Origin of the sequence: Mesorhizobium sp. M6A.T.Cr.TU.017.01.1.1, assembly GCF_004023115.1 — a bacterium.
Classification (GTDB): domain Bacteria; phylum Pseudomonadota; class Alphaproteobacteria; order Rhizobiales; family Rhizobiaceae; genus Mesorhizobium; species Mesorhizobium mediterraneum.
The window spans coordinates 25,920-38,488 of sequence record NZ_RZTA01000019.1 but is presented as its reverse complement, the minus strand read 5'-3'; the positions used below and the strand labels follow the sequence as shown (position 1 = coordinate 38,488).

Below are 12,569 nucleotides of genomic sequence, written 5' to 3'. Positions count from 1 at the left end.
CATTCCGAAAGAGCTCCGAGAGCGGCGGGCCCTATTCCTCGATGCCCTTGGTGCCGCGCCGCTTGAGATAGGCGTCCCAATAGAAATCATCGGCATTTTCCGCAGTGACGATGGAAAAGCCGTTGTCGACGAAAGGCACGCCCATGCCGTTGAATCCCGACCGCCGAGCGTCGTTCATCGGATCGATCAGCTCAGGATGCTTGGCCAGCCACAGCAGCATGAACCCCATGTAGCCCTGCATGCCCTGGTTCGGGTTGACCGAGCCAAAGATTTCGCCGGCCTTGATCATATCGAGGATCTTGGCGTTGACGTCGGCCAGCATAACCCGGATCTTGCCGCCCCCCTCCTTCGCGGCCTGCGCCGCGCCGATTGCCGAGTTGGCTTCCGGCATGAACACTGCGCCCAGTTCGGGATGCGCCTGAGCAAGGCTGAGCACGGCCTGATAGGCTTTCGTCGCATCCTGGTTCGACGCCGCGCGGCCGACGAGCTTCATCTCAGGCCATTTGGCTTCCATGCGGCCGATGAAAGCGGCGATGCGCTTGTCGTGATTATCCTGTCCGGGGTTTTCGAGGACCGCGTATTCACCCTTGCCGTCCATCGCCTTGGCAACTGCATCAGCAGCATAGGTACCTTCGGCGAGATTGTCGGAGGTGATGTAGGACACTCGTTTGGAGTTGGGCGAATCTGCGGCGAATGTGACTACCGCCGTTCCCTGGTCGATAGCCCGATTGATCGGCTCGATGAATGGATCGGAGTTCATCGGATGCACCAGGATACCAGCCGGCTTCTGAGCCAGCGCCTGGTCGAATGTCGCTATCTGCTTGTTCACGTCGTACTCGGGCGTTCCGGTGTATTCGGTCTCGCAACCGAACTGCTGTCCGGCCTGCTTGAACATCTCGTAGACCGGGAACCAATATTCGACGCCGGACACCATGACGTTCATGACGTATTTTTCACCCGGCTCGCATTTGAACGGGTTGGCGGCCTGGGCCGCGGCGTGGCTTGCCCCCAACACAGTGGTGGCTGCTGCCGAAATGGCGAGCATGCTCAAAAATTTGCGCAAGAATCCTCCCTCGGCCGAAGCCTGGTCAATTGGACGGTCGGACACTTACGTGCCGCCGCTTGTGGTTGCTGACACCGAACCTCCTCCCGAGGCCCAGCGATTTATCATTCGCAGGAGTTCACTCAGCTGTCAATAAAATTCATATGCAGAAATATATTTCATACGCACATCCGCCGAGCGAGACACCACGCTCGCTATCGCAGCGGGTGACCTCGTGCATGTGGACCGGCGCCGGAGCATGACCCTAGCTCGGCTTTCCACTATGCTGTTGATATTGCAGTCATTATTGATTTGTGTCGGAGGTCACCAACCTCAAGGTCGCATTGCGCCATCTCAAAGTCCGCATGCTGCCGCTATCTATGAGTTCCGCGAAACAGTCCGGCGGGCGTGAGTTGCAGCCTGCTTCGTACGCTGGCGCTCGAGCCGCGCCTCGCCCCATTTCGAAAGCATCTCCACAATAGGCCGGAGACTTTCACCTTCCTGGCTGACGCGGTACTCCACCCGCGGTGGAACTACGGCATAGACCGTCCTGCTGACCAGGCCTGCCTCCTCCAGATCCCGAAGTTGCTTGGTGAGAAGCCGTGCGGTGATATCGGGTACACGGCGATGCAGCTCGTTGAAGCGCAAGCAGCCGGCGTCGAGCAGATGAAATAGCACGACGCCCTTCCAACGCCCGTCGATAAGGTCGAGCGTAACCTCCACCGGGCACCCCGGCACATCAACATAGTGCTTTACCTTCATTCCCGACGGTTCCCTTTTGGGAAGCTAATACGCCAAACAGCCGTATTGGCAAAGTCTGTCGCAATGGCAATTTGCTCGGTGTTTCAGCATCGAAAAGGAATTCCCATGCAGGCTATCGGCTACCGTCCAGGCTCCGCCTTGTCCGACCCTCAATGCTTCGTAGAGATCAGCAAAGAGTATCCCAAGCCGCGCCCGCGCGATCTCTTGGTCTCGGTACGCGCGGTCTCTGTCAATCCGGTCGATACCAAGATCCGCAACGGCCAGGTTTTCCTAGGCGAAGAGATCGACGTCCTCGGCTGGGATGTTGCAGGGGTCGTTGTCGATGTTGGTGCCGACGTCACGCTCTTTCGCCCAGGCGATGAAGTCTTCTATTCGGGCAATCTCAATCGGCCCGGTGCCAATGCGGAATTGCACGCGGTAGACGAACGTCTCGTGGGTCGCAAGCCGGCCCGGCTCACATTCATGCAGGCGGCAGCGCTGCCTCTTACGTCGCTGACGGCCTGGGAGCTACTGTTCGACCGCCTCGACGTTACGCCCGGAAGGCTGCACGATGGCGGCACGCTGCTGATCATCGGCGGGGCGGGCGGTGTCGGCTCGATGCTGATCCAGCTGGCGCGACGCCTCACCGGCCTGACCGTCATCGCGACCGCCTCACGGCCCGAGAGCCGGGAGTGGTGCCTGTCGCTCGGGGCGCACCATGTCATCGATCATTCGCGATCGATGATCGAGGAGCTTGCCGCTACAGGCGCTTCGGCAATCACCCACATCGCAGCCCTCAACCAGACAGAGCAGCATTGGGCTGCGATCGCAGCGATCATTGCCCCCTACGGCAAGGTCGGAGTCATTACCAACCATGCAATCCTTGATGCGACGCCGCTTCGGTCGAAAAGCGCTTCGTTGCATTGGGAGGACGTGGTGACGCGACCTCATTCTGGCGGTGCCGACATGGTCGCTCATCACAGGATTCTCGAAGAGGTCTCGGCGCTCGCTGACTCCGGTGTCCTGCGCTCCACAGTGACGACCGACCTTGGAAAGCTCACGCCCAGCAGTCTTCTGGAGGCGCATCGGCTTGTTGAGGGCGGCCGCATGTTGGGAAAAGTCGTCTTAGAGGGATTGTCGACCGAAATGGGGGCGCGCCACTACCCGCGACGATGACGGCGAGGGCTGATGATCGCAGGCCAATTGCTGTCTTGCATTTCCAGTTCGTAAGGGCCGCTTTCCGGTCAGCCCTCGATGGAACGCGACACCGGCTTTCGCATGCCACAAGCCTGTCCGCCTCGGCGTGACCCAAAGACGGACAGGCTCAGCCCGGCTTACGGCCGGATGTTGTGGTTGACGCGGAAGAGGTTCGCCGGATCGTATTTGCGCTTAACCGAGACGAGCCGCTCATAGTTGGCACCGTAGGCGGCGCGCACGCGCGCTTCACCTTCATCATCCATCATGAAGTTGATGTAGGCGCCGCCATGCGGGTTGTGCTTGTGCACCGCGGCCCAATACTCGCTTGCCCAGCGCCTCAGCTCCGACGCCTTCGTCGGGTCGGGATCGATGCCCGCGATAACCATGGACCAACGCGCTCGCCGCGCCCCCCAGGCGGTGGCGTCCGGAGCCACGTCCTGAACCGCTCCGTCGATGGGGTAGAGATGCATCAGCGACAGCTCGCTCGGGGTCTTCGAGCCGTGCTCGGCATGGGCAGCGATGGCCGCATCGGACAGCTCGTCGACATAATCGCCCTTCCAGTACCACTGCAAGCCCTTCGGCAGCAGCGGATCAAACAGCGCCTGCAGATCGACGAAGGGCATCTGCACCATACCGTCCATCAAAGGCTTGGGAAGCGCGTCGCGCACGGGCTGCATCGCCCGGATGCCGTCCTCCTCTGCGCCGTTGTAGCAACTGATCAGCGCGCATATGCGCCTTCCCCAGATCTCGCGCGGGAAAGGGTCGCAGGAGGGCACCGTCTTGATGCCGAAGAACATCCCGAGCTCTCGCGGCGCTCCGGGCAGGAAGTCGCGGTACCAGCGCATGATCTCCGCGGCATCTGCGATGTCGAAGAAGATCGGCCCGGCATAGACATCCTTCGCCGGATGCGCCTGAAATATGAAGCGCGTCACAACGCCGAAGTTGCCGCCGCCGCCGCGCAGCGCCCAGAACAGCTCCGGGTGTTCGTCCTCACTTGCCGTCACGACGCTGCCGTCGGCCAGCACGACCTCGGCCGCAAGCAGATTGTCAATGGTGAGGCCGTGTTTGCGCGTGAGATGGCCGGTGCCGCCTCCCAGCGTCAGTCCGGCGACGCCTGTGGTCGCGACGATGCCCGCCGGCACCGCCAGCCCATGAACGCTGGTGGCGCGGTCGACATCGCCTTGGGTGCAGCCGGCCTCGACGCGAACCGTTCGAGTCGTGGGATCGATATCGACCCGTTTCATCGGCGACATGTCGATGACCATCCCGCCGTCGCAACTGCCGAAGCCTGGACCGTTGTGGCCGCCGCCGCGAATGGCAAGAAGCAAATGCTTCTCTCGGGCGTAATTGACGGCCGCGACGACGTCGGCGACCTCGGCGCAAGGGATGATCCAGCGCGGCCTCTTGTCGATCATAGCGTTGTAGAGCCCGCGAGCCTCTTCATAGACCGGATGGTTTTGGTCAATAAGGCTCGCGCGGAGCCGGTCGGGGAAATCATACGAAGTTACTGGCTTATCCATTTTGAACCCTCAGGTTTCGGAGCAAGACGCGTCGGCAACTCGCCAAGACTAGATTGTTCGTCCTGGGCGCCGGACATTTGCGTTTCGCCGGTTGAATCTGCCGCACTGCGGCTCTTCTTGTCATACACCGCCTTCGTTTCAGACGTTTTTCTGTGACGCCGTGGGAATGTTTCGTTTGTTTCAGCGGCACGCTCGAAGGGGATGACAGGCGGCATTTTGTGGCTGGTTAAGATCCCGAGTCGTTAGCTCGAGCCGTGGTTTCGGCCGTGCAATCTAGGCCATTCATGTTTCGGCCGTTTTTCTGGAGCGTTGGATAAATTTCGTTTTCACGCCAGCGCTGGTGAAGACTCCCACGCGCCGAAACAGTTGAAACAAATCACGCAGCGTCTGAATGTGTGCTGAAACAAAGAGGGTCTAGTATCCGCCCTCGGGACATCACGCGAACAAAGGGAACGTCCATGCGGCCTGATAATCCGGTTACATCCACACCCACAGGCTATGCCCTCTTTGACGCCAACAATGTCCTCGTTGGTAGCAATCCGGAGATATTTGGAAGCCAGCGGCTCGACCGCGGCGAGATGCAGCCGATGGACGCCATTGCCGCAATCGCCGAAGCCCTCTCATGTCTGAAAAGTTTCGACGGCCGCCCCATCGAGCCGGGCGACGCGTTCGCTGAAAGCGCTGCGGCGCGATGGATGCAAATCGACGACGCTCCTGTTGAAGCGGAGACTTTGGATGGGCGGTGGAAGTTGCTCACGGCACATCCTCGGCCGGACGGTGGCATCGCCCTGGTAAGCGTCGACATTACTGACATGAAGCGAGCGCAGATCGCGCACCTGGAAAACGCCGAGATATTCCGCTGCATCACGGACAGTCACCCGCTGCCCGTTTGGGTGGTGGACGCGGGAAGCGGGCAAATCCTCTATGAAAGCCTCGATGCGTCGAACCTGCTTGGCCGAAAATGGACGTCGAACGAACCGCAATTCCTGACGGATCATTTCGTGAATACTGGCGAATTCGATGAAATCAGGTCTCTTGCCAACAACAGCGACATCGTGCGGGATCACGAAATCCAGCTTAGAAACGCGAGCGGATCGACTGTCTGGTGTTCGACCAACTGCCGTCGCGGTGTTTATGGCGGGCGCCGCTCGCTCATCATCGGGGTGTTGGACATCACGGAACGGAAGCAGCGCGAGGATCTGTTCGGTTTCTTGATCAAGCATCATCCGTTGCCGGTATGGATGAACGACGCGAGTTCGGGGGAACTCATCTACCAGAGCAATGCTGCCGAACGGCTGCTTGGATGGAGCAAAAAGGCGCAACGCGAGACGGTGCGGCTCGGCGATTACTTTGTCGACCCCGAGAAACACCGGGAAATCAATCGGGAGCTCATGCAAAAGGGCGTCGTCGAAAATTGCGAGGTGCTTCTTAAAAGACCCGACGGCCAAGAGTTCTGGGCCACGGGCAATCTCAGGATCGTCGAGTTCCAGGGCCGGCGAGTGGTTCTCGCCGGCATCGCCGATGTGACCAAGCAGAAGAAGCGTGACGGCGAGGTCGCTGCGGCGCGGGAGATGCTCGCAGACGCCGTTGAATCACTCTCCGAGGGGTTCGCACTGTACGACGAAGATCACCGCCTGGTCATGTGCAACAGCCTTTACCGCGAGCTGAACCACCCGGTGCGGGATCTCGTTAAACCGGGCGTGGAATGGGCCGAACTCCTTCGCGAATCCGCCAAGCGCGGCGTTTACCGCAATGCGGTTGGGCGCGAGGATGAGTGGCTGGACGAGCGGATTCAAGGCCGGATCGAGTTTCACTCCCATTTCGAAGTCCCCCTCTCCGACGGCAAATGGCACTCGGTATCGATACATCCCACCGATCTTGGCGGCTTCGTCGTAACGCGCGCCGACATCAGCGAGCGCAAGAAGGCCGAGGCTGCCGAGCGCGACGCCACGGCACTGCTGCAAAAGGTGCTCGATGCCTGCCCTTCGCCGATACACATGACCACGATCGAGGGAGAAACGCTCTACCGCAATCCTGCTACCAGAGATCTCTACGCCGACCGTCCTCGAATAACCGACCACTATGTCGATCCAGACTATAGCGCAATATTGGAGCGCACCCTGATCGAAAAGGGCAGGATCGATGATTTTCGGATCCAGCAGTACGACACCGAGAACAAGGCCTTCTGGGCTTCGATTTCCGCTCGCCTGATCGATTTCCAGGGAAGGCAGGTGATAGTGTCGAACACGACGAATATCACCGACATGATCGCCGCCCAGCAAGAAACGCGCAAGGCCAACGAGCGGCTGATCGACGCGATCGAATCTCTGGCCGAAGGGTTTGCCCTCTACGACAGGAACGATTGCCTGGTGCTGGCCAACAGCAGGTACCGCCAGATGCACGCGATAAGCGCGGATGTGCTCGTTCCCGGCGTGAACTGGTTCGAGTTCCTCCGCGTGACCGCAGAGCGCAACCAGTTTCCGGTTCCACGGGACAAGATCGACGACTGGCTTGCCGAGAGGGCAAGGGACCGCCGCGAATTCCGGCAACAGGAATTCCGTCACACAGACGGGGGTTGGTTTTTCGTCTCGAACTGTCCGACCCGCGAAGGCGGGTTCGTGGTCACCCGTGTCGACATTACAGAGCGCAAGCGGGCCGAGGAGGCCGCCAAGGAAGCGGATGAAATGGTCCGCAAGGTCCTCGAAGCCTGCCCCGTCAACATCCAGATGACCCGCGCGCATGACGGGAAGCTGCTTTACCGCAGCCCCGCCACCGTTGAGCTGCTCGGCAACGTGACCAGCGCCATCGACTACTATGTCGATCCTTCAGCGCGGATGCGATACGTTGAGCGGCTGCTCGCGATGGGGTTGGTCGACGATTTCGAAACCCAGCTCAAACGCAAGGACGGTGGAACCTGCTGGTGCTCGATTTCGTCTCGACTGATCGATTACCACGGTGAGAAGGTGATTGTTTCCCACGCCTACGATCTTACCGACCGTATCGAAATGCAGCAGGAATTGGAGCGGCAGCGCGAGACGCTGCACCAGAACGAGAAAATGTCGGCGCTCGGCGGATTGCTGGCGGGGGTGGCGCATGAACTCAACAATCCGCTCTCGGTGGTGCTTGGCCTGTCATCGCTGTTGAAGGAGACCGCAACCGACGCCAAGGTCGTGGAACGCGCCGACAAGATGAGCAAGGCAGCCGAACGCTGCGCCAGGATCGTCAAGACTTTCCTGGCTATGGCCAGACAGCAGCCGACGCGAACCTCAAACGTTGCGATCGATGACATTATTTCCGAAGCGGTGGACGTGGCGAGCTATTCGATTCGATCGTCGGACATCGGGCTTTCAGTTCATCTTGAACCTGGTCTTCCCCCGATCTGGGCGGATCCCGATCAGCTTGCCCAGGTGCTGATCAATTTGCTTGTCAATGCAGAACAGGCGCTGCACGGCTGGGAAGGGCGACGGACAATCACGGTTTCAACGCGGCTTCATCCCACGACCGGCAACATAGTCGTCAGCGTTGCCGACACGGGTCCGGGAATTTCCAAAGAGATACTTCCCCGCATTTTCGAGCCGTTCTTCACGACGAAAGAGATTGGGGCAGGAACCGGGATCGGGCTATCCTTCTGTCATCGGATCGTTCAATCCCATGGAGGAACCATCGAGGTCGAATCCCCCGAGGGGGGTGGCTCGACCTTCATACTTTCGCTGCCGGCTTCGGACCGTCTCGACGAACGAGCCGAAACGGCCGAAGACGAGCTCCCGAATTCAACCGGCATTGCTTGTCTGGTGGTGGACGACGAAGAGGAAGTGGGTGAGCTGGTCGCTGAGGTGCTCAGACGAGATGGTTTCAACGTCACCTTTGCCAGATCCGGCGAAGAAGCGCTGCTGCACCTCCAGAACCGCACTTTCGCGCTGATCCTGAGCGATCTGAAAATGCCGAACATGGACGGACGGGGATTGTTCAACCAGATTGCCAAGCTCCATCCGGCCGAGCTCGACAGGTTAGCCTTCCTGACGGGGGACACGATCAGCCCGGACGCGCAGATGTTCCTGCGCGCCGCGAAACGGCCCTATCTTGAGAAACCGATCAAACCTAACGAGCTCCTTTCGTTTGTCTCGAACTTGGTTAACAACAATACTTGACAGATCCATTGAATTGCACGTCACTCCAGAGGCAACTTTTCCATTAGGCTAGTTGCTCGGTGGTCGATTTTGACGACGCACGCACACGTAGTTGTCTGCGATGACGAACCGGATATCCGCGACACGGTGGCGGAATATCTGGAGCATCATGGCTATGCCGTGACGCCGGCCAATGCAGGGCCTGCCCTGCGTGAACTTGTTGATAGCCAGCACGTCGATGTGGTCATATTGGATATCCGAATGCCAGGAGAGGATGGCCTCTCCCTGGCGCGATATCTACGAGAGCACTCAGACGTTGCCATTATCATGCTGACCGGATCGGCGGAAATCGTCGACCGCGTTGTCGGATTGGAGATTGGCGCCGACGACTATGTCGCGAAGCCCGTGGACCTGCGGGAGCTGCTGGCGCGGGTAAAGGCCGTGCTGCGCAGAACATCGGCGAGCGAAAGAGCTGCGGAGAAAGCGAGCACTCCGGGCCACCAGGTCCAGTTCGGCAAGTGCCGCTTCGACCCGGACGCACACAAATTATACAACGCCGACGGGGCCGAAATAGCGATCACCGCGATGGAGTTCCGGCTTCTGAAAGTATTCAGCGAACATCGCGGACGAGTACTCAACCGCGATCAACTGCTCGAACTCGCCCACGACCGCGGATGGGATCCCTTCGATCGCAGCATCGACATTCGCGTTTCGCGCCTGCGGAAGAAAATTGAGGTCGATCCCTCCAAGCCGGAGGTGATCAGGACAATCCGCGGCATGGGTTACCTCTACTCTTGAGCGCGCCGCTGCCTAGTTGGACCAGCGCAGCCCTTGCGGCCGAGGTATTGCGATTTTGTGGCTCCCCCGCTCAAACTTCTGATTTTCGGGATCCATGCTGCGTTGGGTTGCGGTTCCACTATGACGTGTGGGCACTGAAAGGCAGGCGTGCAGGCCAAGCCTGTCTTCTCGACACCTGGAATTGTGTGCCGCAGCCGCCGGGTTGCGAGGCTGCGACACGTTTCCTGAGCCGACAACGACGCCGGCACCTTAAGCGCGGCTCAGAGCCGTTCGATGCCGAGAAAGTCCGGCGCTCCCACCCAGGCGGCCTTGAGGCGTGCATCCATCTCTTCGGCGTCCGCTGCCCTGCCGGTCCTGCGGAAAACCTCGCGCAGGCCCCACAACGCCCAGGCGTTGTTTGGAGTCTGCTCCAGGACGTGCTCGAAAGCTGCCGCGGCCGCCTCGTGCTCGCCCATGGCCATGTGGATCGCGCCGAGCGTCTGTCGGACCGGATAATACCAGTAGGCCGGTTCCATATAGGCAAGGCCGTCCTCGATCGCGACCGCCGCCTCAAGCTTGTTGCGCGCTTCCTGTAGGTCACCCTGGTGCTGGGCAATGCGGGCCTCCACGATTAGCGCGCTCAATTCCAGCAGGTCCGGCGCCGGAAGTCCTCCCGCCGTCTCCGTGGAAAAATCGGTCTCGGCGGCGAGCTTGCGGATTGCGGTGGCTTCTGCGCGCGCCGCCTCGCTCGCACCCGTTGCGGCGAAGGCGACACCCCTCGCATATCGCCAGGTTGCCTCGACATACGGCAGGGCGTTTGCCGGCACCGGCAGCGCGAGTATGACCTCGGGATCGCTGTACTGGGCGTGCGCAAAATAGGTGGCCGCCTTGATCGGCTGCAGCCCAGCCACCTTTCTGGCCATGGTGTCGGAGACCAGCGCTTCGAGCTTTTTGGCCGCCCCGGCGATTGCCTCGACGTCGCCCGCCATCTGTGCGGAGGTCATCAAGAAATGCAGGTTGTGAGGATAATAGCCGTCCGTGTAGACACCGGGCGTGCTCTCCGGCGCTATGCTGACGCGCTCGAAATAGGCCTCGTCCGCGACCACCGCCTCGCGGTTGATCTCCAGGCTGTCGATCCACCGGCCGACCTGGTGATAGATGTGAGATGGCATGTGCACGATGTGTCCGGCGCCGGGCATGAGGGCGGCAAGCCGGTCGGCGTAGGGTTCGGCCCTTTCCGGCGTCTTGGACGCTTCGACGGCGTGGATATAGAGATGGATCGCGCCGGCATGATCCGGATTGCGGCCCAGCACCCGCTCCAGTGAGGCCACAAGCTTGATCGTGTCCGGCTTTGGCGTTGCTCCGCTGTCAAGCCAGTAGTCCCACGGCATCAGGTTCATAAGCGCGTCGGCGTAGAGCGTGGCGATCTCGTCGTCCTGCGGATGGCGTTCGGCCAGTTTCGCCATCGCCGTGGCATAGGCCCGGTTGAGGGCGCCCTGGTCGGTCGAAGTGTCGGCGCTGTAACGCTTGGAGAGCGCGGCGATGAGGTCCTTTTCCCGGCTGGAGGCGAGGTGCGCCAACTTGCGCGCCTGCGCGACGGCTTCGGCGGCGTTCGCGGCTGCCTCCGGATCCATGCCGGCGTTGATGTTGGGGCCGAGCACGTAAGCCTCGCCCCAGAAACACATGGCGCAGGTCGGGTCCAGCTTCTGCGCGGCCCTGAAAGCGCGCTGCGCCTCAGAGTGATTGAACGCCCACGCCCAGCGCAGGCCCTGGTCGAAATAGGTCTGCGTCAGCGGGTTAGCGGTGGTGACAAGGTAGGAATGGCTACCTAGGTTTTCGAACAGCGGGACGCTTGTCGAATCCTCGGCAACCGCCGCCGCCTTGGCCTGGCGGTGCGGAAGGCCCGAGTCATGGGCATTGGCGGCGGGCGCCGCCAGAAGGGCGGCCACGCTCGCACAGGCCAGTAGCGGGAGCCTAAATGAAAGCTTCATGGTTTCAGCCCGCCTTGTCTTCTTGGCCGCGCTTCAAGCCGCGGACCACCAAACCAATTTCGGACCGGCTGATCCCGATGTCCTTCAGGAGGGCATCCTCCATTGCCGCAAGGGTCCGTTCCGCCATACGGTGAACCCGGTAGTCCCGGAAAGAGCGGTAAGCTGCTCGCATTATCGACATTGCAACGCTCCATGATTAACGCCGCGGAATGCAGCGGTGCCGTTGCATTTAAACCATCCCTGTTTCAGGCGTTTTTCCGCGCTGAACGCGAAGTGTTTCGTTTGTTTCAGCGCCGAGGAGCGCTTCCCCGGTGGTGTGAATTCCGAGCTGCCAGAGGCGCGGGAAACCACCTTCTTTCTTGGCGCTGGATCGTGAAACCGGCGTCCGCGATCAGCCACGCTGGCTCGCGCGTCAGATGCCAGCCGCCGGCAAGCCAGCCCCACAGTCCGACAAGACGCCCTTGCAGCGTGCTCGGGGAGCGGAGTTTCGCCGCCGCCATGCTCTATGAACACCAGCCGCCCGCCGGCCTTCAGGACGCGGCGGAACTCAGCCAGCGCGCCGTTCGGGTGCGGGATCGTGCAAAGCGAGTAGGTGAGGACCACGGTATCGGCCATAGCATCAGCCAGGCGCTTCTGGTCTGCATTCTGCCGCCACTCATTGTTTGACATCCATGGCTCGGCAACCGACGGCATCAACCTGCGGACCTAATTGGTTCGGACAGTTTCTCATCGGCATTTCGATTGGCTCTCGCTTCAAGAGGGAGGTGGTCTTGCGGCTTCCTCGCGTCTTCGTCAGCAGCGCGGTTTTCATTCTGATCCTTGCCACCTTGCTTTTCGGTTATGCTGCCCTTCTGTGCTGGCTAACGGGACTGGACCTGGCCAGTGCGACCCTCGGCGCCTCGCCTGGCGGCCTGGTCGAAATGGCCATCACCGCACAAACGCTGCACTTGTCCGTCGGGCTTGTGACAGGGTTTCATGTTGTCAGGGCATTTCTCGTCAACGGATTCGCGACGAAGTTTTGGGTAGAATTTCATCGCGTCGGATTGTTTACCGGCCTGGACTGGATCGCCAGCAGATTAAAGAGACATCGATGATGCATCGAGAGACCGGCAGGTACACGAACCGAGCCGACGAAATTTCCTTTCAGCGGAAGGGATAGGCTGAAGACGGATGC

General features: G+C 60.5%; 10 protein-coding genes. 4 read left to right on the top strand and 6 right to left on the bottom strand.

Going from position 1 to position 12,569, the window contains the following annotated elements:
• Positions 1 to 31: 31 nt before the first annotated feature.
• Entirely contained in the window at positions 32 to 1,063 is a 1,032-nt protein-coding gene (locus EOB36_RS08775; RefSeq protein WP_128284682.1) for a substrate-binding domain-containing protein, read from the bottom strand.
• A 357-nt stretch (positions 1,064 to 1,420) separates the two neighbouring features.
• Positions 1,421 to 1,804: a helix-turn-helix domain-containing protein gene (locus EOB36_RS08770; RefSeq protein WP_128284681.1), complete on the bottom strand. Its 384-nt coding sequence runs from the start codon at positions 1,802 to 1,804 to the stop codon at positions 1,421 to 1,423.
• A gap of 105 nt (positions 1,805 to 1,909) precedes the next feature.
• Here EOB36_RS08770 and EOB36_RS08765 point away from each other — a divergent pair, with 105 nt between their 5' ends.
• Positions 1,910 to 2,959, top strand: coding sequence for a zinc-binding alcohol dehydrogenase family protein (locus tag EOB36_RS08765; RefSeq protein ID WP_127288769.1), 1,050 nt, complete (start codon positions 1,910 to 1,912; stop codon positions 2,957 to 2,959).
• Positions 2,960 to 3,117: 158 nt separating this feature from the next.
• Here the strand turns inward: EOB36_RS08765 and EOB36_RS08760 are convergent, their stop codons facing one another.
• Positions 3,118 to 4,500, bottom strand: coding sequence for an FAD-binding oxidoreductase (locus EOB36_RS08760; RefSeq protein ID WP_095486260.1), 1,383 nt, complete (start codon positions 4,498 to 4,500; stop codon positions 3,118 to 3,120).
• A 458-nt stretch (positions 4,501 to 4,958) separates the two neighbouring features.
• Here EOB36_RS08760 and EOB36_RS08755 point away from each other — a divergent pair, with 458 nt between their 5' ends.
• Entirely contained in the window at positions 4,959 to 8,648 is a 3,690-nt protein-coding gene (locus EOB36_RS08755) for a PAS-domain containing protein (RefSeq protein ID WP_128284680.1), read from the top strand.
• 69 nt (positions 8,649 to 8,717) lie between these two features.
• Complete coding sequence (locus EOB36_RS08750; RefSeq protein WP_095486258.1) at positions 8,718 to 9,425, top strand: response regulator transcription factor; 708 nt, start codon at positions 8,718 to 8,720, stop codon at positions 9,423 to 9,425.
• A gap of 260 nt (positions 9,426 to 9,685) precedes the next feature.
• Here EOB36_RS08750 and EOB36_RS08745 read toward each other — a convergent pair whose 3' ends face one another.
• The 3 genes from EOB36_RS08745 to EOB36_RS08735 are packed head-to-tail and all read right to left on the bottom strand — an operon-like array spanning position 9,686 to position 12,064.
• Positions 9,686 to 11,395 carry a tetratricopeptide repeat protein gene (locus tag EOB36_RS08745; protein ID WP_128284679.1) on the bottom strand — a complete coding sequence of 570 codons (1,710 nt, stop codon included), beginning with the start codon at positions 11,393 to 11,395 and terminating at the stop codon, positions 9,686 to 9,688.
• A 4-nt stretch (positions 11,396 to 11,399) separates the two neighbouring features.
• The gene (locus EOB36_RS08740; protein ID WP_280953381.1) at positions 11,400 to 11,567 is read right to left on the bottom strand and encodes a DUF1127 domain-containing protein; all 168 of its coding nucleotides are present in this window, start codon (positions 11,565 to 11,567) and stop codon (positions 11,400 to 11,402) included.
• Positions 11,567 to 12,064, bottom strand: coding sequence for a methyltransferase domain-containing protein (locus EOB36_RS08735; RefSeq protein WP_245467696.1), 498 nt, complete (start codon positions 12,062 to 12,064; stop codon positions 11,567 to 11,569). The genes EOB36_RS08740 and EOB36_RS08735 overlap by 1 nt, the downstream gene beginning before the upstream one ends.
• Before the next feature lie 2 nt (positions 12,065 to 12,066).
• On the opposite strand from EOB36_RS08735, the gene EOB36_RS08730 reads away from it, so the two are divergent.
• Positions 12,067 to 12,489 (top strand): AbrB family transcriptional regulator, encoded by a 423-nt coding sequence (locus EOB36_RS08730; RefSeq protein ID WP_128284677.1) that lies wholly within the window; start codon positions 12,067 to 12,069, stop codon positions 12,487 to 12,489.
• Positions 12,490 to 12,569 lie beyond the last annotated feature (80 nt).

Excerpts from the sequence above, each read along its gene's own strand:
- EOB36_RS08760 (WP_095486260.1), bottom strand. The coding sequence starts at position 4,500 with ATGGATAAGCCAGTAACTTCGTATGATTTCCCCGACCGGCTCCGCGCG.
- EOB36_RS08740 (WP_280953381.1), bottom strand. The coding sequence starts at position 11,567 with ATGCGAGCAGCTTACCGCTCTTTCCGGGACTACCGGGTTCACCGTATG.
- EOB36_RS08735 (WP_245467696.1), bottom strand. The coding sequence starts at position 12,064 with ATGTCAAACAATGAGTGGCGGCAGAATGCAGACCAGAAGCGCCTGGCT.
- EOB36_RS08770 (WP_128284681.1), bottom strand. The coding sequence starts at position 1,804 with ATGAAGGTAAAGCACTATGTTGATGTGCCGGGGTGCCCGGTGGAGGTT.
- EOB36_RS08745 (WP_128284679.1), bottom strand. The coding sequence starts at position 11,395 with ATGAAGCTTTCATTTAGGCTCCCGCTACTGGCCTGTGCGAGCGTGGCC.
- EOB36_RS08765 (WP_127288769.1), top strand. The coding sequence starts at position 1,910 with ATGCAGGCTATCGGCTACCGTCCAGGCTCCGCCTTGTCCGACCCTCAA.
- EOB36_RS08755 (WP_128284680.1), top strand. The coding sequence starts at position 4,959 with ATGCGGCCTGATAATCCGGTTACATCCACACCCACAGGCTATGCCCTC.
- EOB36_RS08730 (WP_128284677.1), top strand. The coding sequence starts at position 12,067 with ATGGCTCGGCAACCGACGGCATCAACCTGCGGACCTAATTGGTTCGGA.